This is a genomic window from Ornithinicoccus halotolerans (assembly GCF_009602535.1).
In the GTDB taxonomy this organism is placed as follows: domain Bacteria; phylum Actinomycetota; class Actinomycetes; order Actinomycetales; family Dermatophilaceae; genus Ornithinicoccus; species Ornithinicoccus halotolerans.
Genome location: NZ_WIQI01000010.1, coordinates 1 through 22,812 on the forward strand (window position 1 = coordinate 1; position 22,812 = coordinate 22,812).

Here is a 22,812-nt window from a genome sequence, read left to right on the forward strand (position 1 = left end):
TCGCCCCGGGTCGGTACACCGTCACCTGGGCGTGAGCGCCACCGGACGCGGCGGCCCGGGCGACGGCACGCACCACCGCCGGCGAGCCGGCCGCGTAGGCGACCGGGGCACGCGCCGCGGCCAGCAGCCGCCCGGTCTCCTCGGTGAGCTGACCCGGGTCGGCCGATTCCCGCAGCACCAGCTCCTCGGTCTGCCTGCCGAGCGCCGCGACGTCGGGGGGCTCGCCGTCCTCCACCAGCAGCAGCCGGACCGGGCACCCACGCTCGGTGAGCAGCCGTGCCAGCCAGCCCAGCGGACCCGCGGCGCGGGCGTCCCCGACCAGGACGGCCGGGACGGTGCTGCGCGGCAGCGCGAACCCCCGGCCCTGCGGGCCACGCACGGGCAGCACGGCACCGGGCAGCACGGGGCCCCAGCTGGCGTCGTGCTCACCAGCCTGGGTCTCGGTGAGCAGCACCTCCCAGCTGGTCCCGACACGCCGCTCGTAGCGGCTGCCGGCCAGCCACCACTGCCCGGGCAGCACCGTCCCCGCTCCTGGCCGTGGCGGGAGCACGAGGAACTGCCCGGGCCGGGCACCCGGCTCACCGGGCACGCTGAGCGTCAGGTGCCGCTGCTTCCCGCTGGGCCGCACGGTGACCACCTCGGCGCTGAGCGGCGCGCCGACGGTGGCTGCGTCCGGCTGCGGCTGGCTCACCGTGCGCCGGTCCCGCCGCTGCCCGGTGCCAACGGCCGGTCCTCAGCCCGCGGCCGGGGGCGCACCGGCGCGCTGGTACAGGTCCAGTCCGGCGGCATGCTCCTGCAGGCTGCGCACCCGCAGGTCACCGGCCCGCATCGCCTCGATCCCCAGCACCGCGGCACCCAGCTGCTGCACCGTGGTGATGATCGGCTTGTCGAGGCTGGTCGTGGCGGCGCGGATGGCGTACCCGTCGGCCCGTGCGTCGCGCCCGGAGGGGGTGTTGATGACCATGTCGACCTCTCCGGAGGTGATCAGGTCCACCACGGTGGGCTCGCCGTGCGGGCCGGTGCCCTGGCTCAGCTTGCGCACCACCTGCGAGGCGATCCCGTTGCGGCGCAGCACGTCGGCGGTGCCCTCGGTGGCCAGCACCGTGAACCCCAAATCCACCAGGCGCTTGACGGGGAAGATCATCGAGCGCTTGTCGCGGTTGGCTACCGAGACGAACACCGTGCCACTGGTCGGCAGCGCCGACCCGGCCCGCAGCTGGCTCTTGGCGAAGGCGGTGCCGTAGTCGGCGTCGATGCCCATGACCTCACCGGTGGAGCGCATCTCCGGGCCCAGGATCGAGTCGACGGCCTGCCCGGTCTGGGTGCGGAACCGGCGGAACGGCAGGATCGCCTCCTTGACGGAGACCGGCGCGTCGACCGGCAGCGAGCCGCCGTCACCCTCGGGGGGGAGCACGCCCTCGCGGCGGAGCTCACCGATGGTGGCACCCAGCATGACCCGGGCCGCGGCGCGGGCCAGCGGCACGCCCGTGGCCTTGGCCACGAACGGGATGGTGCGGCTGGCCCGGGGGTTGGCCTCCAGCACGTAGAGCACGTCCTGGGCGAGGGCGAACTGGACGTTGATTAGGCCGCGTACGCCGATGCTCTCGGCCAGCAGCCGGGTCGCCTCCCGGACCCGGGACATCTCCTCGCGGCCCAGCGTGATGGGCGGCAGCACGCACGCGGAGTCGCCGGAGTGGATCCCGGCCTCCTCGATGTGCTCCATGATCCCGCCGAGGTAGAGCTCGTGGCCGTCGTAGAGGCCGTCCACGTCGATCTCGACCGCCTCGTCCAGGAACCGGTCCACCAGCACCGGGTGCTCGGGCGAGGCCAGCGTGGCCCGCCCCACGTACTCGGCGAGGGCCTGGTCGTCGTAGACGATCTCCATGCCTCGGCCGCCCAGCACGTAGGAGGGGCGCACCAGCACCGGGTAGCCGATCTCGTGGGCCACCGTCAGCGCCTCCTCGGTGCTGTAGGCGGTTCCGTGGCGCGGGGCGGCCAGCCCGGTCTCGGCGAGCACCCGGCCGAACGCGCCGCGGTCCTCGGCCAGATGGATCGCTTCCGGGCTGGTGCCGACCACCGGGACGCCCTCGGCCTTGAGCGCGGCCGCCAACCCCAGCGGTGTCTGCCCGCCGAGCTGGACGATCACCCCGGCCAGCGGTCCGGCGGCCCGCTCGGCGTGCACGACCTCGAGCACGTCCTCCAGCGTCAACGGCTCGAAGTACAGCCGGCTGGAGGTGTCGTAGTCGGTCGAGACGGTCTCGGGGTTGCAGTTGACCATGACGGTCTCGAACCCGGCCTCGCGCAGGGTCAGCGAGGCGTGCACGCAGGAGTAGTCGAACTCGATGCCCTGCCCGATCCGGTTCGGTCCGGAGCCCAGGATGATCACCGCCGGCCGCTCCCGTGGGGTCACCTCGGTCTCGCTGTCGTAGCTGGAGTAGTGGTAGGGGGTGGTGGCCTCGAACTCGCCGGCGCAGGTGTCGACGGTCTTGTAGACCGGCCGTACCCCCAGGGCGTGGCGCACGCCCCGCACGACCGCCTCGGCCATCCCGGTGACCTGGGCGATCTGGGCGTCGGAGAGGCCGTGCCGCTTGGCCAGTGTCAGCAGCCCGGGGGTGACGCGGCCGCCCCCGGCCGTCGCCGTCCGCAACCGCTCGGCGACCTCGTTGATGAGGGCGATCTGGTCCAGGAACCAGGGGTCGATCCGGGTGGCCTCGTGCACTTCCTCGACGGTCATGCCGCCCCGCAGCGCCTGCTGCACCAGGACCAGCCGGCCGTCGGTGGGGGTGCGGGCCTGCTCCAGCAGCGCCTCGGCCTGCTCCCGGCCGGGCGCGTCGTCACTGCGCCAGTGGAAGGAGGAGCCCCGCCGCTCGGTGCTGCGCAGCGCCTTGTTGAGCGCCTCGGTGAAGTTGCGGCCGATGGCCATCGCCTCGCCGACCGACTTCATCGTGGTCGTCAGCGTCGGGTCGGCGGCGGGGAACTTCTCGAAGGCGAACCGTGGCACCTTGACGACCACGTAGTCGAGCGTGGGCTCGAAGCTGGCGGGGGTCTGCCGGGTGATGTCGTTGGGCACCTCGTCGAGGGTGTAGCCCAGCGCCATCTTGGCCGCGATCTTCGCGATGGGGAACCCGGTCGCCTTGCTGGCCAGCGCCGAGGATCGCGAGACGCGCGGGTTCATCTCGATGACGATGACGCGCCCGTCCTCGGGGTTGACTGCGAACTGGATGTTGCAGCCGCCGGTGTCGACGCCGACCTCCCGGATCACGGCGATGCCGATGTCGCGCAGCAGCTGGTACTCGCGGTCGGTGAGCGTCATCGCGGGGGCGACCGTGATGGAGTCACCGGTGTGGACCCCCATCGGGTCCAGGTTCTCGATGGAGCACACGACCACCACGTTGTCGGCGCGGTCGCGCATCACCTCCAGCTCGTACTCCTTCCAGCCCAGGATGGACTCCTCCAGCAGCACCTCGGTGATGGGGCTGTCCTGCAGGCCGGCGCCGGCGATCCGGCGCAGCGACTCCGCGTCGTGGGCGAAGCCCGAGCCCAGCCCGCCCATCGTGAACGAGGGCCGCACCACCACCGGGTAGCCGAGGTCCTCGGCGGCCGCCAGCACCTCCGTCATGGAGTGGCAGATGGCGCTGCGGGCCACGTCCGCCCCACAGCGCTTCACCACGCCCTTGAACGCCTCGCGGTCCTCGCCCAGCTGGATCGCCTCGACGTTGGCGCCGATCAGCGGGCAGCCGTACTTCTCCAGCACCCCTCGCTCGTGCAGCGCGATCGCCGTGTTGAGCGCGGTCTGCCCGCCGAGGGTGGCCAGCACCGCGTCCGGGCGCTCCCGGGCGATGATCGACTCCACGACCTCGGGGGTGATCGGCTCGACGTAGGTCGCGTCGGCCACCTCCGGGTCGGTCATGATCGTCGCCGGGTTGGAGTTGACCAGCACGACCCGGATGCCCTCCTCGCGCAGCACCCGGCAGGCCTGCGTCCCGGAGTAGTCGAACTCGGCCGCCTGGCCGATGACGATCGGGCCGGACCCGATGACGAGTACGGTCTGCAGGTCCTCACGCCGGGGCATCGCCACGCTCCTTGTCGTCCACGCTCGCCGGGCTGGGCCGGCTCTCCATCAGCTCGACGAAACGGTCGAACAGGTAGGCCGCGTCGTGCGGGCCCGCGGCGGCCTCGGGGTGGTACTGCACCGAGAAGGCCGGGGCGTCGAGGCACTCCACGCCCTCCACGACCTCGTCGTTGAGGGCCACGTGCGAGACCCGCACCCGCCCGAACGGCGAGTCCACGGGGGTGTCGGTGGCAGTCGGCCAGGCGATGGCGAAGCCGTGGTTGTGGCTGGTCACCTCCACCTTGCCGGTGCGGCGGTCGAGCACCGGCTGGTTGATCCCGCGATGCCCGAACGGCAGCTTGTAGGTGTCCAGCCCGAGCGCACGCCCGAGCAGCTGGTTGCCGAAGCAGATGCCGAAGAAGGGCAGCTCGGCCGCCAGCACCTTCCGCAGCAGGCCGACCTCGTGCTCGGCCGTCGCGGGGTCGCCCGGCCCGTTCGAGAAGAACACCCCGTCCGGGTTGAGCGCGCGCACCTCGTCGACGCTGCTGGTGGCCGGCAGCACGTGCACCCGGATCCCGCGTTGGGCCAGCAGCGCCGGGGTGCTGCCCTTGATGCCCAGGTCCAGCGCGACCACGGTGTAGCGGTGCTCACCGGCCGGCTCCACGACGTAGGGCTCGGCGGTGGTGACCTCGGCGGCCAGCGCGGCGCCCACCATGAGCGGCGCCGCGGACACCTCCTCGAGCAGCTCGGCGACCGGCCGCCGGGCGTCGGCGCCGGAGAAGATGCCGGCCCGCATCGCGCCGCGGTCGCGGATGTGCCGGGTCAGCGCACGGGTGTCCACCCCGCTGATCCCGACCACGCCGTGCTCGCGCAGCGCGGTGCCGAGGTCCCCCTGCGAGCGCCAGTTGGACGGGCGGATCGCCGGGTCGCGCACCACGTAGCCGGCGACCCAGATCCGCGCCGACTCCATGTCCTCGGCGTTGACCCCGGTGTTGCCGATGTGCGGGGCGGTCATCACCACGACCTGCCGGTGGTAGGAGGGGTCGGTCAGCGTCTCCTGGTAGCCGGTCATCCCGGTGGAGAAGACCGCCTCCCCGACGGTGCGGCCGACCGCACCGTAGGCCTGACCGGCGAAGCTGCGCCCGTCCTCCAGGACGAGCACGGCCGGCACGTCCGCGTCGGCGAGGTGCTCCTGCTGTTCCTGGTGCTCACGCTGGGTGCTCATGCCACTCCTCCCCAGACCAGACCCTCGCGGGCGGTCACCTGCCCCCGCAGCATGGTCAGGTGGACCGCGCCGGTCAGCTCCCGGCCATGCCAGGGGTTGTTACGGGACAACGACTGTGAGAGCGCGGCGTCAACGCTCACCCGCCGGCCGGGGTCGACGAGCGTGATCGTCGCCGGGCTGCCCGGCTCCAACGGCTGACCCTGACCGGCCAGGCCGGCGATCCGGGCCGGTGCGTGCGACATCACCTGCGCCACCTCGCGCCAGCCGACGCGTCCCTCGGTGACCATGGTGGTGGCCACCACCGACAGCGCGGTCTCCAGGCCCAGCATCCCGAACGCCGCGTCGGCGAAGGCGTGCTCCTTGTCCTGCCGCGGGTGCGGGGCGTGGTCGGTGGCGACCGCGTCGATGGTGCCGTCGGCCAGCGCCGCCCGCAGCGCCTCGACGTCCTCGGCGGGCCGCAGCGGCGGGTTGACCTTGTAGACCGGGTCGTAGCCGGCCAGCAGGTCGGTCGTCAGCATCAGGTGGTGGGGGGTCACCTCGGCGGTCACCGCGATGCCCTGCGCCTTCGCCCACCGCAGCACCTCGACGCTGCCGGCGGTGGACACGTGGGCGATGTGGACCCGGGAGCCGGTGTGCCGGGCCAGCATCACGTCCCGGGCCACGACGGTCTCCTCGGCCACGCCCGGCCAGCCGGGCAGCCCCAGCCGACCGGAGTGCTCGCCCTCGTGGCAGCAGGCGCTGCCGTCGGCCAGCGCCGGGTCCTGGGCGTGCTGGGAGATGACCCCGTCGAAGGCACGCACGTACTCCAGCGCCCGCCGCATCACCCGGGCGTCGTGCACGCACCGGCCGTCGTCGGAGAACACCCGCACCCGCGCCCGCGAGGCGGCCATCAGCCCCAGCTCGGCGAGCTCCGCACCGGCCAGCCCCTTGGTGACCGCCCCGACCGGGTGCACGTCCACGTAGCCGGCGCGCCGGCCCAGGTCGAGGACCCGCTCGGCGGCCTCGGCGGTGTCGGTGACCGGGGTGGTGTTGGCCATCGCCAGCACGGCGGTGTAGCCGCCTGCCGCGGCCGCCCGCGACCCCGTCTCCACGGTCTCGGCGTCCTCCCGTCCCGGTTCTCGCAGGTGGGTGTGCAGGTCCACCAGGCCCGGCAGCGCCACCAACCCGTCGGCGTCGGTCCGGGCAGTCCCGCCGGGCGCCTCCGCGGCCGCGTCCGGCCCGGCCGCGACGATCCGGCCGTCGGCGACCAGCAGGTCCCCGCGGCCGGCGCCGGCCAGGTCGGCCCCGGTGATGAGCAGGGGTGGGGTGGTCACGAGGTGCTCCCTTCGCCGGCGAGCAGGTGGTAGAGGATCGACATCCGGACCGCCACGCCGGCCGAGACCTGGTCCAGCACCAGCGACTGGGCGGCGTCGGCGGCGTCGGCGGAGATCTCCAGCCCGCGGTTCATCGGGCCGGGGTGGCAGATGACGGCGTGCTCGGGCATCCGCGCCAGCCGGGCGGGGGTGAGCCCGTAGCGGACCGCGTACTCGCGCGGCGTCGGGAAGAAGCCTCCGCTCATCCGCTCCCGCTGCACCCGCAGCATCATGACCGCGTCCACGGTGGGCAGCACGTCGTCCAGCTCGTAGCTGGTGCCGAAGCCGTCGGTGTCAGCCCAGGGGCCGATGCCGCTGGGCATCAGCGTCGGCGGAGCCACCAGGGTGACGCTGGCGCCGAGCGTGCGCAGGCACAGCAGGTTGCTGCGCAGCACCCGGGAGTGGGTCAGGTCGCCGACGATCGCGACGTGGCGGCCCGCTAGGTCCCCGCCCAGCCGCCTCCGCATCGTGTAGGCGTCCAGCAGCGCCTGGGACGGGTGCTCGTGGGTGCCGTCGCCGGCGTTGACGATCGAGCAGCCGGTCCAGGAGGCGATCTGGGCGGGGGCCCCGGAGGCCATGTGGCGCACCACCATCAGGTCCACGCCCATGGCGTCGATGGTCATGACGGTGTCCCGCAGGCTCTCGCCCTTGGAGACCGAGCTGCCCTTCCCCGACAGGTTGATGGTGTCGGCCGAGAGCCACTTGCCGGCCAGCTCGAAGGAGCTGCGGGTGCGGGTGGAGTCCTCGAAGAAGAAGTTGATGATGGTGCGGCCGCGCAGCGTGGGCAGCTTCTTGACCTCGCGGTGCTGCACCTCGTGCATCGACTCGGCGGTGTCGAGCAGCTCCAGGATCTCCTCGCGGGACAGGTCGCCGATCGAGAGCAGGTGCCTCACTGGCGCTCCCCCTCGCGGCGGGCCGGGTCAGCGGCGATGCGGACCTCGTCGGCGCCGTCCTGCTCCACCAGCCGCACCCAGACGCGCTCCCCGCGGGAGGTCGGCAGGTTCTTGCCGACGTGGTCGGCCCGGATCGGCAGTTCGCGGTGGCCGCGGTCGACCAGGACCGCCAGCCGCACCGCGCGGGGCCGGCCCAGGTCGGCCAGGGAGTCCAGCGCTGCCCGGACCGTCCGGCCCGAGAACAGCACGTCGTCGACCAGCACCACGACCTTGCCCTCGACCCGGTCACCGGGGACGTCCGTGGGCTCCAGGTGGCGCACCGGCTGCCGGCGCAGGTCGTCGCGGTACATGGTCACGTCCAGGCTGCCCACCGGCACCTCGACGCCCTCGACGTCGTGCAGGGCGGCGCCGAGCCGGCGCGCCAGGTGCACCCCGCGGGTGGGGATGCCCAGCAGCAGCAGGTCCTGCGGTCCCTTGTTGGTCTCCAGGATCTCGTGGGCGATGCGTCGCAGCGCCCTGCCGATCTCCTCCCCGGCCAGGACCACCCGGCCGGACTCTGCGGTGGGGGTGGTCCCCTCGGGGACCCGCTCGCGGGCAGGGCTCATGCGGCCCACTCTCCTTCCCCGCCTCACCGGACGGTGGTTAAAGGACGTGTCGCGGGCCAGCGTAGCGGCAGCCGCGACGTGCGCCGCATCCCGGGTCGGCGGCCCGCGCAGCGGAGCCGACCACCGGGTGCCCCCTGCGCCTCGGTGGTGGGGAGCAGCGGCGGGCGCGGCCTCAGCCGACCGTGTCCTTGACCTCGGCGATCCGGCCCAGCAGACCCTGCAGGAACGCCGGCGACTCGTCGGTGGACAGCGTCCGCGCCAGCTCGCGGGCCTCGGAGATGGCCACCGCGTCGGGGACCTCCGGGTTCCAGACGATCTCCCAGGTGGCCAGCCGCAGCAGGCCCCGGTCCACCGAGGCCATCCGCTCCAGCGGCCAGCCCTGGCTGTAGGTGGCGATCGTCTCGTTGATGGTGGCCCAGTGCTGCACCACGCCGCGGACCAGCTGGGCGGTGTACTCGGGGAGCGGGTGCTGGGTGGTGGGCGCGGCCAGCCGCTGCTCCAGCAGGTCGGTGACGTTCAGGCCGCGCTGCTCGGCCTCGTAGAGCAGCTCGAGGGCCCGCTTGCGGGCCTTGCTCCGGGCTGCCACCCGGTCAGCTCACCCGGCCCAGGTAGGACCCGTCCCGGGTGTCCACCTTGACCTTGGTGCCGGACTCCAGGAAGAGCGGGACCTGGATCTCGGCACCGGTCTCCAGGGTGGCCGGCTTCGTGCCGCCGGTGGAGCGGTCTCCCTGCACGCCCGGGTCGGTGTGGGTGATCTCCAGCACCACCGACGGCGGCAGCTCGACGTAGAGCACCCGCCCCTCGTGGGTGGCGACCATGGCCTCGCCGTTCTCGAGCAGGTAGTCCTTGGCCGGCCCGATGACGTCCTCGGGCACCGGGATCTGGTCGTAGGTGCGGGTGTCCATGAACACGTAGTCGGTCCCGTCGTGGTACAGGTACGTCATGTCGGCCCGGTCCACCGTGGCGGTCTCGACCTTGGTGCCGGCGTTGAACGTCTTGTCCACGATCTTGCCCGAGAGCACGTTCTTCAGCTTGGTGCGCACGAACGCCGGCCCCTTGCCGGGCTTGACATGCTGGAACTCCAGCACCTGCCACAGCGCGTTGTCGAGGGAGAGCACCATGCCGTTCTTGAGGTCGTTCGTGGTCGCCACTGTTCGTCGGTCACCTTCGTCTCGGGGCCCGCGGGCACGCTCGCGCCGCGAGGGGGGTCGGGATCCGCGCCAGTCTATCGGCTCAGCGCGCCAGGGCGCGAAGAGCCAGCAGGTAGGAGCCTGGTCCGAAGCCCGCGACGGTGCCGGTGGCCGAGCGGGCCACCACCGAGTGCTGCCGGAAGGACTCCCGCGCCGCGGGGTTGGACAGGTGCACCTCGACCAGCCGCGACCCGCAGCCGACCAGGTGGGCGCACGCGTCACCGAGCGCGTAGGAGTAGTGCGTGAAGGCGGCCGGGTTGAGCACCACGTCCCAGCCGGCGCGGGCGGCCTCGTGCAGCCAGCCCACCAGCTCGGCCTCGTCGTCGGTCTGCCGGCAGTCCACCGTCAGCCCGACCGCGTCCGCCTCGGCGGTCACCTGGTCGTGCAGCTGGGCCAGCGTGGTCGAGCCGTACACCTCCGGCTCCCGGGTGCCCAGGGCGGCCAGGTTGGGGCCGCTCAGCACCAGCACGTGGCTGCTCACGGACCCACCCTAGGGGCGCCCGGGGCCGCGGGGGCGCCGGTGACGGCGGCGTGGGCACCCAGCAGCAGCTCCTCGTCCGGCCCCTCCAGCCGGCCCGGTCGGGCCAGCCCGTCCAGCACGACGAACCGCAGCGTGGCCCCCCGGGACTTCTTGTCCCGCGCCATCGCCGCGCGCAGCTGTTCCCAGCGCCCCGGCCGGTACCCGGTCGGCAGGCCGACCGCGGTCAGCAGCTCCCGGTGCCGGGCGAGCAGCGCTGCGTCCATCCGCCCGGCCCGGTGCGCCAGCTCGGCGGCGTAGACCATCCCGACCGCGACCGCGTCCCCGTGCCGCCAGGTGTAGCCCTCGACGTGCTCGATGGCGTGGCCGAAGGTGTGGCCGTAGTTGAGCACCTCCCGCAGCCCGGCCTCGCGCAGGTCGGCGCCCACGACGTCGGCCTTGACCTGGACCGCGCGGGCGATGAGCTCGACCGCCACCGGCGCGTCCGGCCGGCCGGCCGCCTCGGGGTCGGCCTCGACCAGCTCCAGGATCCGCGGGTCGGCGACCAGCCCGCACTTGATGACCTCGGCCAGGCCGGCCACGTAGTCGGCCCGGGGCATGCTGGCCAGCCAGCCGGGGTCGCACAGCACCGCTTGCGGCGGGTGGAAGGCGCCCACGAGGTTCTTGCCCTCGGCGGTGTTGATGCCGGTCTTGCCGCCGACCGCGGCGTCGACGATGCCCAGCAGCGAGGTGGGCAGCTGCACCACGGCGACGCCACGCAGCCAGCTGGCCGCGACGAAGCCGGCCAGGTCGGTCGTGGCGCCGCCACCGACGCCCACCACCAGGTCGTCCCTGGTGAACCCGGCCCGGCCCAGCCGGCCCCACAGGTCCACCAGCACCGAGGCCTCCTTGGCCGCCTCCCCGTCGGGGACCCGCACCGGGTGCAGCTCCGCGCCGGCCTGCGCCACCAGGGCGCCGACGTCCTGGACCACCCGCTCCCGGCCCGGCTGGTGCACCACCAGCACCCGCTGTCCGGGCCGCACGTGGCCGGCCAGCTCGCGCAGCGCGCCGGGCCCCACGTGCACCCGGTAGCCGCCCTGGTCGCCCGGGGTGCCACCGGGCCCGACGGTGACGGTGCGCCGCTCGGTCACCGCGGCTCCGCTTCCAGCTGGGTCGCGACCTCGTCGGCCACCTGCTCGGGGGTGCGGCCGGCGGTGTCGACGATCACTGCGGCCAGCCCTTCGTAGGTGGGGCGGCGGGTCTGCATCATCCGGCTCCAGGTGGCGCGCGGGTTCACCGCCAGCAACGGCCGGGAGCTGTCGAAGCCGACCCGGCCGGCGGCGTCGGCGATGCCCACGTCGAGGAAGACGACGGCGTGCCCGGCCAGCGCTCGCTGGGTGCCGGGGTCCATGACGGCGCCGCCGCCGAGGGCCACGACGCCGGTCGTGGCAGCCAGGGCCCGGATGACCTCGGCGCGCTCCAGCGCCCGGAAGGTTGCCTCACCGTCCTCGACGAAGATGTCGGTGATGGTCCGGCCCTGCTCCTGCTCGATGGCCTGGTCGGTGTCGTAGAACGACACCCCCCAGCGGCGGGCGAGGAGGGCGCCGATGGTGGACTTCCCGGCGCCGGGCGGCCCGATCAGCACCGCGCGGGGACGGGTCATGGTGCGTGCTCGCTCTCGGGCGTGGCCCACCGTCCGCGCAGGGCGCCCGGCACGGCCTCCAGGTAGCCGGCCACGTTGCGCCGGACCTCGGGGACGCTGTCGCCGCCGAACTTCTCCAGCACCGCCTCGGCCAGCACGAGCGCCACCATCGCCTCGGCGACCACACCGGCGGCGGGCACGGCGCAGACGTCGGAGCGCTGGTGGATGGCGGTGGCAGGCTCACCGGTCGCGACGTCGACGGTGTCGAGGGCGCGGGGGACGGTGGAGATGGGCTTCATCGCGGCCCGCACCCGCAACGGCTCGCCGGTGCTCATCCCGCCCTCGGTGCCGCCGGAGCGCAGCGTGCGCCGGCGGACCCGGCCACGGTCGTCGCGCTCGATCTCGTCGTGGGCCTGGCTGCCGCGGCGGGCCGCGGTGCGGAAGCCCTCCCCGATCTCGACCCCCTTGATGGCCTGGATCCCCATGAGCGCGGCCGCGAGCCGGGAGTCCAGCCGCCGGTCCCAGTGCACGTGCGAGCCCAGGCCGGGCGGGATGTCCCAGGCCACGACCTCGACCACGCCCCCGAGGGTGTCGCCGTCGGCGCGGGCGGCGTCGATCTCGGCGACCATCGCCTCGGACAGCGCGGGGTCCAGCGTCCGGACCGGGTCGGCGTCCAGCCGCGCGACGTCGCTCGCGCGCGGCAGCGCCTCCTCGGTGGGGCCGTCGGCGTCCGGGGCGGCGAGCCCGGCCCGGCCGATCTGGACGGTGTGGCTGACCAGCGTGGCGCCGCAGGCCTGCTCGAGGAAGCCGGCGGCGACCGCGCCGAGGGCCACCCGTGCGGCGGTCTCCCGCGCGGAGGCCCGCTCCAGGACGGGCCGGGCGTCCTCGAAGCCGTACTTGGTCATGCCGGCCAGGTCGGCGTGCCCGGGACGGGGCCGGGTCAGCGGCTTGTTGCGCGCCAGCTCCTTGGGCGCGCCGACGTCGTCGGCGCGGCTGAGCTCCTCGGGGTCGACCGGCTCGGGAGCCATGACCGACTCCCACTTGGCCCACTCGGTGTTCGCGATCTGCAGCGCGAGCGGGGAGCCGAGGCTGACCCCGTGGCGCAGGCCGCCGAGGAAGCTGAGCCGGTCGGCCTCGAACTTCATCCGGGCGCCGCGCCCGTAGCCCAGCCGGCGGCGGGCCAGCGCGCCCTCGACGGCGGCCCGCTCGACCCGGACCCCGGCAGGCAGTCCCTCCAGGACCGCGGTGAGGGCGGGGCCGTGCGACTCCCCGGCAGTCAACCAGCGCAGCATGCGCACGATCCTGTCATGGCCTCACCCGAGCAGGGTCAGCGACTCCGGTGCCACCAGCAGCCCGACGTGGGCGCCGACCATCATCGGTGGGCCGTAGGCGAACTCCCCACCACGGGTGACCCGTCGCAGCAGCAGCAGGGCCAGCCCGAACAGGCCGCCGGCGAGGAACCCGGCGTAGACCCCGGTCAGCACCGTGCCCCAGCCGAACCAGCCCAGTCCCGCCCCGAGGAGCGCCCCGAGCTTGACGTCGCCCAGCCCCAGTGCGAGCGAGCCGCGCGCCAGCGACAGCAGCGCCAGCAGCAGGTAGAAGCCCCCGCACGCCAGTCCCGCCAGCAGCGCCCGCAGCCACGGCCAGGGCTCGCCGGCGACGACCGCGGCCACCGCCAGTCCGCCGGTGAGCACCCCCATGGTCGGCCACATCACCCGGTCGGGCAGCCGGTGCACGTCCATGTCCATCGCCGCGAGGCAGGTGCAGGCCAGGCCCACCACCAGCAGGGTGAGCATCACCAGGACGTCCCCGGCGGCCGCCCGGGGACCGTCCCCGGTGAGCGGCCCGGCGGTGAGGGCGTGACGGGCCAGCAGCCACCAGTTGATGCCCAGGACCGGCACCACCCACCAGCGGCTGCCCGGCAGCGGCAGCTCCTCCTCGTCCGGCTTGCGGTAGGTGACCCACCGCAGCCACCGGGCGACCGGGACCCCGCAGGCCACGCCGAGCACCGCCAGCGCCGCCGGCGCCAGCTCCCGCCAGTCCATCTCACTCCCCCGTGTCGTTGAGCGCCTCGGCCAGCGCCGCCCGCATCTGTGCCAGCGGGGCCTCCAGACCCGTCATCAGCCGCACCTGCTCGGCCGCCTGGTGCACGAGCATGGTGCCGCCCCCCTGGACCCGGGCGCCGGCCGCGGCCAGCCGGGCGGCGAAGGGCGTCGGCCACGGAGCATAGACCACGTCCAGCACCGCCAGGTCAGGGCGCACCAGCAGCGTCTCCGGGACCGGGGACGCACCGGGCGGGACGGTGCTGACCAGGACGTCGGCGCCCTCGACGGCCGCCGCGAGCTCCGCCTCCGGTACCGCGCTGAGGGTGACCCCCAGCCGGTCGCCGAGCGCGGCGGTCTCCGGGCGGACCTGCCGGCGCACCACGGCCGCGACCTCCCGCACGCCGAGGCCGTGCAGCGCCATCAGCGCGGAGCGGGCGGTCGCGCCGGAGCCGACCAGGGCCGCCCGCTGCGGGTGTCGGACCCCCTGCTCCTGCAGCGCCCGGCGGATGCCGTCCACGTCGGTGTTCTCGGCCCGCCAGCCGCCGGCGGTGCCGTCCCGGACCAGGGTGTTGGCGGCGCCGACGAGACGGGCCTGTTCGCCGGCCTGCTCGGCCAGCGCGAGCGCCTCCTCCTTGCCGGGCATGGTGACCGACAGGCCGACCCACTCCGGGCCCAGCCCGGCCACGAGGCCGGCCAGGCCGCCGGCCGGCACGCGGACCCGCTGGTAGGACCAGTCGGGCAGCCCGAGGGCACGGTAGGCGGCGCGGTGCAGGACCGGTGACAGCGAGTGGTCGACCGGGTCACCGACGACCGCGCAGCGCCGCACGCCGCTCAGCACCGGTCGCGGTTCTCGCGGCACCAGCGCTGGAACTGCTCCTGGTTCTCCAGGTGCTCCTCATAGGTCTGCGCGAACAGCGTCTCGCCGGTGTCCGGGTTGACCGTGACGAAGTACATCCAGTCGCCCTCGGCCGGCTCCAGCGCGGCCGCCAGCGCGTCCTCGCCGGGACTGTTGATGGGGCCGGGCGGCAGCCCGGCGTTGAGGTAGGTGTTGTAGGGGCTGTCCACGCTGCGCTGCTCGTCGGTGGTGCCCGCCCGGCCGCGCTCCTGGGCGATGTAGTGGATGGTGGAGTCGAAGCCCAGCGGCTCCTCCTGCTCCAGCCGGTTCTCCACGACGCGGGCGATCTTGGGCAGGTCCTCGGCGAACATGCCCTCGCCCTGCACCAGGCTGGCGACGATCACGGTGCGGCGCAGCTGGTCATCGGCGATGCCCAGCTCCTCGTAGCGCTGCAGGCCGTGGTCGATCATCTGCTGCAGCTGCTCCTGGGGGGTGGAGTTCGGAGAGAACGAGTAGGTCTCGGGGAACAGGAACCCCTCCAGCTCGCCCTGTGCGGCGTCCGGCAGCTCCAGGTCCTGCTGCGGGTCGACGGCCTCGTAGTCGGCCACCTCGTGGTCGGTGCCCTCGGCGAGCGCGGCGAAGATCTCGTCCACCCACAGCCCCTCCCGGACCGTGACCCGGGCCACCTGGCGGTACTCGGAGTCCAGCAGCCGCTCCAGCGCCGCGGCGGCACTCATCTGCTCGGCCATCCGGTAGGTGCCCGGCTGAATGCCGGTGGCGCGCTGGTCGGCCGCGGCCACCACCGAGAACGCCTCGGCGGAGGCGACCACGTCGTTCTCGGCCAGGATCTGGCCGATCTGCCCGCCGCCGGCCCCCTGCGGGATCTCGATCGTCACCTCGCCACTGCCCTGACCCTCGTAGTCCTCCGGGGCGCTGCCGAACTCGAACGAGGGGATCAGGCCCTGCAGTGCCTGCACGCCGACGACCCCGCCCACCACGACCAGGCCCGCGGCGACCAGCAGCGCCAGCCACCGGTGGCGGCGCCTCGGGCGGCGGCGGTGCCGCCTGCTGCGCAGCGGCTCGTCCTCCTCGGCGGGGTCCAGCACGTCAGCGGCCAGGGACTCGTCGTGCTGCCCGGCCTCGTAGGGATCCTCGTACCGGCCCGGCTCGTCGGTGACGTAGTCCTCGTCCGGGTAGTCCGGACGCGGCGACTCACGGGACGACCACGGGTCCTCGGGGGGTCGGCTCACGACTGCCTTCCTTCTCCTCCCACCCGAGCCCGGCGGGCTCGGGGCCTGCGTCCCCCGACGACGGTCCCTGCTGGTTCTCCGGTGCTGCGCTCACGATCGAGCGCCGACTGCAGGATCAGCACCGCCGCCTGCTGGTCGACGCTGTCCCGGTGCCGCCGGCCCGCGACCCCGCTGGCGTGCAGCGCGCGGTGGGCGTCCACCGTGGTGAGGCGCTCGTCCACGAGCCTGACCGGCACCCCGGAGAGGTGCCGGTTCAGGGCGGCAGCGTAGTCGCGCGCCCGGGCGGCGGCCACCCCCTCCCGGCCGTCGAGTCCCCGCGGCAGCCCGACGACCACCTCCACGGCCCGCCGCTCCAGCGCCTCGCGGGCGATCGCGCGCAGGTCGGACTCGTGGTCGTGGTCACGCGGCAGCGTCACCACCGGGGTGGCGAGCACGCCGTCGGCGTCGGAGGCGGCCAGCCCCACCCGGGCCTCACCGGCGTCGACGCCGAGCCGTACTCCCCGCCGCACGGTCAGCGACCCCCGGCGGTTTCGGCGACCGCGTGCTCCACGGCAGCGAGCGCCTCGCTGGTTCGGCTGGGGTCCTGGCCACCACCCTGGGCGAGGTCGTCCTTGCCGCCGCCCCCGCCGCCGAGCACCCCGGCGGCGACCTTGACGAGCGAGCCCGCCTTGAGTCCCGCGGCGCGGGCGGTCTCGTTGGTGGCCACCACGACCACGGGCCGACCCTTGGCGGCGCCGGTGACCGCGACGACCGCGGGCCGCTCGGCTCCGAGGCGGGCCCGCAGGTCGGTGACCAGGTGGCGCAGGTCGTCGCCGCCGACGCCGTCACCGGCGTCGTGGGTGAGCAGGCTCACCCCGGCCACGTCGCGGGTCTGCTGGGCCAGCGTGGCGGCGGCGCCGAGGACCTGCTGCTGGCGGGCGGCGGCGATCTCGCGCTCGGCCTCCTTGAGCCGGGACAGGATCCCGTCGATGCGCTCCGGCAGCTCCTCCGGCCGGGCCTTGAGCACCTCCGAGAGCTGCCCGACGATGGCGTGCTCGCGGGCCAGGAAGTCGTAGGCGTCGGTGCCGACGAGGGCCTCGACGCGGCGGACACCGGAGCCGATGCTGGACTCCCCCAGCAGCTTGACCAGCCCCAGCTGGCCTGAGCGCCGGGCGTGGGTGCCGCCGCACAGCTCGTGGGCCCACTCCCCGACGGAGACGACGCGGACCTGGTCCCCGTACTTCTCACCGAACAGCGCCATCGCGCCGGCCTCCCGGGCCTGCTGCTGGGACATCACCTCGGCCCGTACCGGCAGGTCGTCCATGAGCAGCGCGTTGACCCGGGCCTCGACGTCGCGCATGACCGAGGGCGGCAGCGCCTGGGTGGCGTTGAAGTCGAACCGGAACCGCCCGGGGGCGTTCTCCGAGCCCGCCTGGGTCGCGGTGTCGCCCAGCGCCTCGCGGATGGCCTTGTGCACCATGTGGGTGGCGGTGTGCGCCCGGGAGATCGAGCGGCGCCGGGCGACGTCGACCTCGCCGTGCGCCTGCTCGCCGGTGCCGACCTCCCCGGACAGCACCCGTGCCCGGTGCACGATCAGCCCGGTGATCGGGGACTGCACGTCGTAGACCTCGACGACGGCGCCGCCGGCCAGCCGGACGGTGCCACCGTCGGGGAGCTGGCCGCCGCCTTCGGCGTAGAACGGCGTGCGGTCCAGCACCAGCTCGATCTCCTGGCCGGCCTGGGCGGTCGGGACCACGGTCCCGTCCAGGAGCAGTCCGGCGACCCGGCCCTCGGAGGCGACCTCGTCGTAACCGGTGAACTCCACCTGCCGCCCCAGCGCGTCGGCGACCTGCCGGTAGACCGAGGTGTCGCCGTGCCGGGACTTCTTGGCCCGGGCGTCGGCCTTGGCGCGCTCCCGCTGCTCGGCCATGAGCCGCCGGAAGCCGCCCTCGTCGACGGTGAGCCCGTTCTCGGCCGCCATCTCGAGGGTGAGGTCGATCGGGAAGCCGTAGGTGTCGTGCAGCGTGAAGGCCTGGTCCCCCGCCAGCTGGGCGCGGCCGCTCTCGCGGGCCTGCCGGACGGCGGCGTCCAGGATGGAGGTGCCGGCCGACAGGGTGCGCCGGAAGGCCTCCTCCTCGGCGTAGGCGATCTGGCTGATGCGGGACCAGCCGGAGACCAGCTCCGGGTAGGACTTGGCCATGACGTCGCGGCTGACCGGCAGCAGCCTCGGCAGCGCCGGCTCGGTGACGCCCAGCAGCCGCATCGAGCGGACCGCGCGGCGCAGCAGCCGCCGCAGCACGTAGCCGCGGCCCTCGTTGCCGGGTGTGACGCCGTCGTTGATGAGCATCAGCGCGGTACGCACGTGGTCGGCCACGACGCGGAACCGCACGTCATCGCCCTCCTGCGCCCCGTAGCGGCGCCCGCTCAGCTCCTCGGCCGCCTCGATGACCGGGTAGATCTCGTCGATCTCGTACAGGTTGTCCACGCCCTGCAGCAGGTAGGCGACCCGCTCCAGGCCCATCCCGGTGTCGATGTTCTTCTTGGGCAGCTCGCCGGCGACGTCGAAGTCGGTCTTGGAGCGGACCTCGGTGAGCTCCTCCTGCATGAACACGAGGTTCCAGATTTCCAGGTAGCGGTCCTCGTCGACGGCCGGGCCGCCCTCCTGGCCGTGCTCCGGCCCGCGGTCGACGTAGATCTCGCTGCACGGCCCGCCGGGGCCGGCCACCCCGGTGTGCCAGTAGTTGTCGGCCAGCCCGCGGCGCTGGATCCGCTCCGGCGGCAGCCCCACCTCCTGCTGCCAGATCCGGGCGGCCTCGTCGTCGCCGTCGAGCACGGTCACCCAGATGCTGTCGGGGTCGAACCCCAGGCAGCCCTCCTGCTGGGAGCCGGTCACGAACTCCCACGCGTAGGCGATCGCCTCGGACTTGAAGTAGTCCCCGAACGAGAAGTTGCCGTTCATCTGGAAGAAGGTGCCGTGCCGGGTGGTCTTGCCGACCTCCTCGATGTCGAGTGTCCGCACACACTTCTGCACCGAGGTGGCGCGCCGCCACGGCGGGGTCTGCTGGCCGGTGAAGTACGGGATGAAGGGCACCATCCCGGCCACCGTGAACAGCAGCGTCGGGTCGTCGCTGAGCAGCGACGCGCTCGGCACCACGGCGTGGTCCTTCTGCTCGAAGAACTCCAGCCAGCGGCGGCGGATCTCGGCGGTTTCCATGCGCTCCTCGTCCTCGGATGGGGTCGGGGCCACTCTAGTCGGCTCCGGTCGGCTGACCTGCGGACCTGGCGTGGCAGGGCTCAGCCGCGGCGACCGCGGATGATCGCGCGCAGCTCGCGCCACCGGGCGCCGAGCCGCTCCTCCCAGCCGCGCCCGGTCGGCCGGTAGTAGTCCACGTCGGCCTCCAGCAGGTCGTCTGGCAGGTACTGCTGCGGCCCGACGCCGGCCGGCTCGTCGTGGGTGTACCGGTAGCCCTCGCCGTGCCCGAGCCGGGTCGCTCCGGCGTACCCGGTCCCCCGAAGGTGCGGCGGGACGGGCCCGCCGCGGCCGGCCCGGATGTCGGCGATCGCGGCGTTGATCCCGCCGTAGGCCGCGTTCGACTTGGGCGCGAGCGAGTTGTGCACGACCGCCTGGGCGAGCACGATCCGTGCCTCCGGCATGCCGATCTGGGCGACCGCGTGCATCGCCGCGACGGCGGTCTGCAGCGCGGTCGGGTCGCCCATCCCGACGTCCTCGCTGGCGGCGATGACGATGCGGCGGGCGATGAACCGGGGATCCTCCCCCGCCTCCAGCTGCCGGGCCAGGTAGTGCAGCGCGGCGTCCACGTCGCTGCCGCGCATCGACTTGATGAAGGCACTGGCGACGTCGTAGTGCTGGTCGCCGGCGCGGTCGTAGCGCACCGCGGCCTGGTCGACGGCCTGCTCGGCCGCGGCCAGGGTGATGGCGACCGGCTCGCCGGAGGTCTCCGCGTCACTGCCGGCAGCGACGGCGTCCAGCGCCACGCCCGCGGCGGCCTCCAGCGTGGTGAGAGCCCGGCGGGCGTCCCCACCGGCGATGCGCACGATGTGGGCCTGGGCGTCGTCCTCCAGGGTGAACTGGCCGGCCAGTCCGCGGTCGTCGGCCAGCGCCTCCCGCAGCAGCGCCGCGAGGTCGTCCTCGTCCAGTGGCTGCAGCCGCACCAGCACCGACCGGGACAGCAACGGGGCGATGATGCTGAACGAGGGGTTCTCGGTGGTGGCCGCGACGAGCACGACCAGCCGGTTCTCCACGCCGGGCAGCAGGGCGTCCTGCTGCGCCTTGCTGAAGCGGTGGATCTCGTCGAGGAACAGCACCGTCTGCCGGCCGTACAGGTCCCGCTCTCGGCGGGCCTGGTCCATCACGGCCCGCACGTCCTTCACGCCGGCGGTGACGGCCGAGAGCTGCACGAAGGTGCGGTCCGTGGCGGTGGCCACCAGGTGGGCCAGCGTGGTCTTGCCGGTGCCGGGTGGGCCCCACAGGATGGCCGACAGCGGCCCCGCGCTGCCGCGGTGGCCCTCGATGAGCCGCCGCAGCGGGCTACCGGGGCGCAGGACCTCCCGCTGGCCCCGCACCTCCTCCAGCGTCCGCGGCCGCATCCGGGCGGCCAACGGCATGGCGTGCGGCGCCGAGGAGTTCTCCTCGGCTCCGAACAGGTCGGCGTCGGCGGGGGCGGGCACGCATGGCAGGCTAGCGCCGTGTCCCGAGCCGTGACCCCGGGAGCCCGCCCCGAGGCGCTGTCCCGCTCCGCGCGAGTCCCCTCCGCCGGTCCCTCGCGGGGCCGGCACCGGCCCGTCCGCGAGCCGTTCCTGGCCCGGCACGGCCGGGTCATGGCGCGCCGGCGGCGCTGGGTGCTGGTGGCCTGGCTGCTCGCGGTCGTCGCCTCGTTCGTGACCAGCCTGGGGCTGGCCGGCGGGCCGTCGCTGTTCGACCGCCTCAGCAACGGCGACATCACCGCGCCCGGGCAGGCGCTGACCGCCCGGGACCTGCTCAGCGGCGCGGACGAGGAGGGCGCGGCCGTCGTCGTCCGGGTGGACGACGCGGCGGTGACGGACCCGGCGCTGGCGGCCGATGTGGCCGCCCTGGCCGAGGACCTCACCGTGCTTCCCGAGGTGACCTCGGCGCGCGCGCCGATGACCACGCCGGGGTGGCCGGAGGCGCCCGAGGCGTACGCGCTCGTCGCCGAGCAGGACCCCGCCTCCCGCTCCTTCGTCGTGGTGGCCACCCTGGACCCCGACCTGACCACCTCCGGGATGGAGCAGGCCGCCGAGCAGGTGGCGGCACTCGCGGCACCGGCGCTGTCCGAGCACGGCCAGGTGCGCGTCGGCGGATCGGCGCTGCTGTTCACCGACATCGTCCACCAGATCGAGCAGGACCTGGTCACCGGCGAGGCGATCGCACTGCCGATCTCGCTGCTGGTGATGGTCGTGGTGTTCGGTGGGGTCCTCGCCGCCGGCATGCCGCTGCTCGGCGCCGTCGCCTCGGTGGGTGGCGCGCTGGTGATGCTGCTGGGGTTCTCCTACGCGCTGGAGCTGGACGCCTCGGTGGTCAACATCGTCACGGTCATGGGGCTGGCGCTGTGCATCGACTACGGGCTGCTGCTGGTCAGCCGCTACCGAGAGGAGGTGCGCCGCCTGGCGCCCGGGGTGGCGCACCGGGACCTGTCCCGCGGTCAGGTCGAGGACGCCGTCGCCGTCGCGGTGGCCTCGGCCGGGCGGACCGTGCTCTTCTCCGGGCTCATCGTGGCGATCTCGCTCTCCGGGCTGGCGCTGGTGCCGGCCCCGATCATGCGTGCGATCGCCGCCGCCGGCGTCTCCGTGGTGCTGGTGGCGCTCCTGGTCGCGCTCACCCTCGTGCCGGCGCTGTGCGCTCTCGCGGCGCGCCGGCTCGGGCGCCGCCGCGGCGCCGAGGTGGCCCCGGACGAGGGCTGGTTCAGCCGGCTGGCGCGGCTGGTGCAGCGGCGGCCGGCGCTGACGACCCTGGTCTCGGTCGTGCTGCTGGTGCTCGCGGCGCTCCCGGCGCTGGACCTTCGGCTGACCGCCTCTGCCGAGCAGCTGCTCCCCGCCGGAGCCGAGCAGCGGGTGTTCGCCGAGGACCTCGCCGAGGACTACCCGGCGCTGGCCTTCCCGGCCGTGACGGTCGTGGCCCAGGAGGAGCCGCAGCAGGTCGCCGACTGGGTGCACGACGAGGTCGGTGACCACCCCGGCGTCACGGCCGTCACCGACCCGCAGCAGCACGGCCCGCCGCCACCGGGGGTCACCGCTGCGGCGCTGCCGGACCGAGAGCTGGTCGAGGTCCACGTCCAGGTCGACGGCGGCGTGCAGGGTGACACCGCGCGGGAGGTGACCGCCGCGCTCCGGGCGGCTGCCGGGGAGGCCGGCTTCCCGGTGTGGGTCGGTGGGCAGGCGTCGTCGCTGGCCGACTTCACGGAGGCGGTCGCCGGCGGCGGGCCGTGGGCCGCGCTGTGGATCGTGGGCGCGACGTTCGTGCTGCTGTTCCTGCTGACCGGGTCGGTGGTCATCCCGGTCAAGGCGCTGCTGCTCAACATCGTCTCCTTGGGCGCCAGCCTCGGGATCCTGGTGTGGGTCTTCCAGCAGGGCCACCTGGAGCAGCTGCTCGGGTTCACCTCGGTGGGCGGGATCGAGTCAGTCATCCCGCTGCTGGTGCTGGCCTTCGGTTTCGGCCTCGCGATGGACTACGAGCTGTTCCTGCTCTCCCGCATCATCGAGCTGCACGAGCAGGGGCTGGATGACGACACCGCGGTCCGGCTCGGGCTGCAGCGCTCCGGGCGGATCATCACCTCGGCGGCGTTGGTCATGGTGATCGTCTTCGCGGGCTTCGCGATGGGGGACATGCTGGTGATCCAGGAGACCGGGTTCGCGCTGGCGCTGGCCGTGGCGATCGACGCCACCCTGGTGCGGATGGTGATCGTCCCCGCGACGATGACGATGCTCGGGCGGTGGAACTGGTGGGCCCCCCGATACCTGCGGCGGGCGCACGAGCGGTTCGGGATCACCGAGCACTCTCCGCGGCTCGCTGCTCGGCCGCAGCCGGCCGCCGACGCGCGGTGAGCGCGGTGGGCCCGCGCGCGCCCCGTCCGGGCCGGCAGACCCGGCAGGTCGCGCAGGCCCGGCAGGTCGAGGACCACGCCGCCCTGCTGGCGCTGACCGACGGGGACGCGTGGGTCCGGTGGGCAGTGCCGCGGCCGCTGGACGGGCTGGCGCTGACCACCGGTGAGGCGGTGGCCGTCGAGCGCCGTGGCCGGCGTCGGGGCTAGTG

General features: G+C 74.2%; 20 protein-coding genes. 2 read left to right on the plus strand and 18 right to left on the minus strand.

Annotation, left to right across the window (positions count from 1 at the left end; all coding sequences use genetic code 11):
* The 18 genes from GFJ45_RS03760 to GFJ45_RS03845 form a co-directional block, all read right to left on the minus strand.
* On the minus strand, positions 1-691 hold a 691-nt coding region (locus GFJ45_RS03760; RefSeq protein ID WP_153394305.1), incomplete at its 3' end, for a ferredoxin reductase domain-containing protein.
* 42 nt (positions 692-733) lie between these two features.
* Complete coding sequence (carB, locus tag GFJ45_RS03765) at positions 734-4,072, minus strand: carbamoyl-phosphate synthase large subunit (protein WP_153394306.1); 3,339 nt, start codon at positions 4,070-4,072, stop codon at positions 734-736.
* On the minus strand, positions 4,059-5,276 hold the full coding sequence (gene carA, locus GFJ45_RS03770; protein ID WP_153394308.1) for a glutamine-hydrolyzing carbamoyl-phosphate synthase small subunit: 1,218 nt from the start codon (positions 5,274-5,276) through the stop codon (positions 4,059-4,061). The genes carB and carA overlap by 14 nt, the downstream gene beginning before the upstream one ends.
* Positions 5,273-6,589, minus strand: a complete 1,317-nt coding sequence (locus GFJ45_RS03775) for a dihydroorotase (protein WP_228386443.1) — start codon at positions 6,587-6,589, stop codon at positions 5,273-5,275. Before GFJ45_RS03775 ends, carA begins: the two co-directional genes overlap by 4 nt.
* The gene (locus tag GFJ45_RS03780) at positions 6,586-7,521 is read right to left on the minus strand and encodes an aspartate carbamoyltransferase catalytic subunit (RefSeq protein WP_153394311.1); all 936 of its coding nucleotides are present in this window, start codon (positions 7,519-7,521) and stop codon (positions 6,586-6,588) included. The genes GFJ45_RS03775 and GFJ45_RS03780 overlap by 4 nt, the downstream gene beginning before the upstream one ends.
* On the minus strand, positions 7,518-8,126 hold the full coding sequence (gene pyrR / locus GFJ45_RS03785; RefSeq protein ID WP_153394313.1) for a bifunctional pyr operon transcriptional regulator/uracil phosphoribosyltransferase PyrR: 609 nt from the start codon (positions 8,124-8,126) through the stop codon (positions 7,518-7,520). The genes GFJ45_RS03780 and pyrR overlap by 4 nt, the downstream gene beginning before the upstream one ends.
* 172 nt (positions 8,127-8,298) lie before the next feature.
* Positions 8,299-8,712 carry a transcription antitermination factor NusB gene (nusB, locus tag GFJ45_RS03790; protein ID WP_153394315.1) on the minus strand — a complete coding sequence of 138 codons (414 nt, stop codon included), beginning with the start codon at positions 8,710-8,712 and terminating at the stop codon, positions 8,299-8,301.
* A gap of 4 nt (positions 8,713-8,716) precedes the next feature.
* On the minus strand, positions 8,717-9,277 hold the full coding sequence (gene efp / locus GFJ45_RS03795; protein ID WP_153394317.1) for an elongation factor P: 561 nt from the start codon (positions 9,275-9,277) through the stop codon (positions 8,717-8,719).
* 82 nt (positions 9,278-9,359) lie between these two features.
* Positions 9,360-9,797: a type II 3-dehydroquinate dehydratase gene (locus tag GFJ45_RS03800; protein WP_228386445.1), complete on the minus strand. Its 438-nt coding sequence runs from the start codon at positions 9,795-9,797 to the stop codon at positions 9,360-9,362.
* Complete coding sequence (aroB, locus tag GFJ45_RS03805; RefSeq protein WP_153394319.1) at positions 9,794-10,924, minus strand: 3-dehydroquinate synthase; 1,131 nt, start codon at positions 10,922-10,924, stop codon at positions 9,794-9,796. The genes GFJ45_RS03800 and aroB overlap by 4 nt, the downstream gene beginning before the upstream one ends.
* Positions 10,921-11,436, minus strand: coding sequence for a shikimate kinase (locus tag GFJ45_RS03810; protein ID WP_153394321.1), 516 nt, complete (start codon positions 11,434-11,436; stop codon positions 10,921-10,923). The genes aroB and GFJ45_RS03810 overlap by 4 nt, the downstream gene beginning before the upstream one ends.
* Positions 11,433-12,707 carry a chorismate synthase gene (gene aroC / locus GFJ45_RS03815; protein WP_153394323.1) on the minus strand — a complete coding sequence of 425 codons (1,275 nt, stop codon included), beginning with the start codon at positions 12,705-12,707 and terminating at the stop codon, positions 11,433-11,435. Before aroC ends, GFJ45_RS03810 begins: the two co-directional genes overlap by 4 nt.
* Positions 12,708-12,728: 21 nt before the next feature.
* Positions 12,729-13,460 (minus strand): prepilin peptidase, encoded by a 732-nt coding sequence (locus GFJ45_RS03820; RefSeq protein ID WP_153394325.1) that lies wholly within the window; start codon positions 13,458-13,460, stop codon positions 12,729-12,731.
* 1 nt (position 13,461) lies between these two features.
* Positions 13,462-14,298, minus strand: a complete 837-nt coding sequence (locus tag GFJ45_RS03825; protein WP_153394327.1) for a shikimate dehydrogenase — start codon at positions 14,296-14,298, stop codon at positions 13,462-13,464.
* Positions 14,292-15,545 (minus strand): endolytic transglycosylase MltG, encoded by a 1,254-nt coding sequence (gene mltG, locus GFJ45_RS03830; protein WP_153394330.1) that lies wholly within the window; start codon positions 15,543-15,545, stop codon positions 14,292-14,294. Before mltG ends, GFJ45_RS03825 begins: the two co-directional genes overlap by 7 nt.
* The gene (gene ruvX, locus GFJ45_RS03835; protein WP_153394332.1) at positions 15,542-16,054 is read right to left on the minus strand and encodes a Holliday junction resolvase RuvX; all 513 of its coding nucleotides are present in this window, start codon (positions 16,052-16,054) and stop codon (positions 15,542-15,544) included. The genes mltG and ruvX overlap by 4 nt, the downstream gene beginning before the upstream one ends.
* Before the next feature lie 2 nt (positions 16,055-16,056).
* Entirely contained in the window at positions 16,057-18,738 is a 2,682-nt protein-coding gene (alaS, locus tag GFJ45_RS03840) for an alanine--tRNA ligase (protein WP_153394334.1), read from the minus strand.
* An 80-nt stretch (positions 18,739-18,818) separates the two neighbouring features.
* Entirely contained in the window at positions 18,819-20,150 is a 1,332-nt protein-coding gene (locus tag GFJ45_RS03845) for a replication-associated recombination protein A (protein WP_153394408.1), read from the minus strand.
* Between the two features lie 81 nt (positions 20,151-20,231).
* Between GFJ45_RS03845 and GFJ45_RS03850 the strand changes: the two genes are divergently transcribed.
* Both GFJ45_RS03850 and GFJ45_RS03855 read left to right on the plus strand, forming a co-directional pair.
* On the plus strand, positions 20,232-22,604 hold the full coding sequence (locus GFJ45_RS03850; protein WP_323368707.1) for an MMPL family transporter: 2,373 nt from the start codon (positions 20,232-20,234) through the stop codon (positions 22,602-22,604).
* A 5-nt stretch (positions 22,605-22,609) separates the two neighbouring features.
* Positions 22,610-22,810, plus strand: coding sequence for a hypothetical protein (locus GFJ45_RS03855; protein ID WP_153394336.1), 201 nt, complete (start codon positions 22,610-22,612; stop codon positions 22,808-22,810).
* Positions 22,811-22,812: the final 2 nt, after the last annotated feature.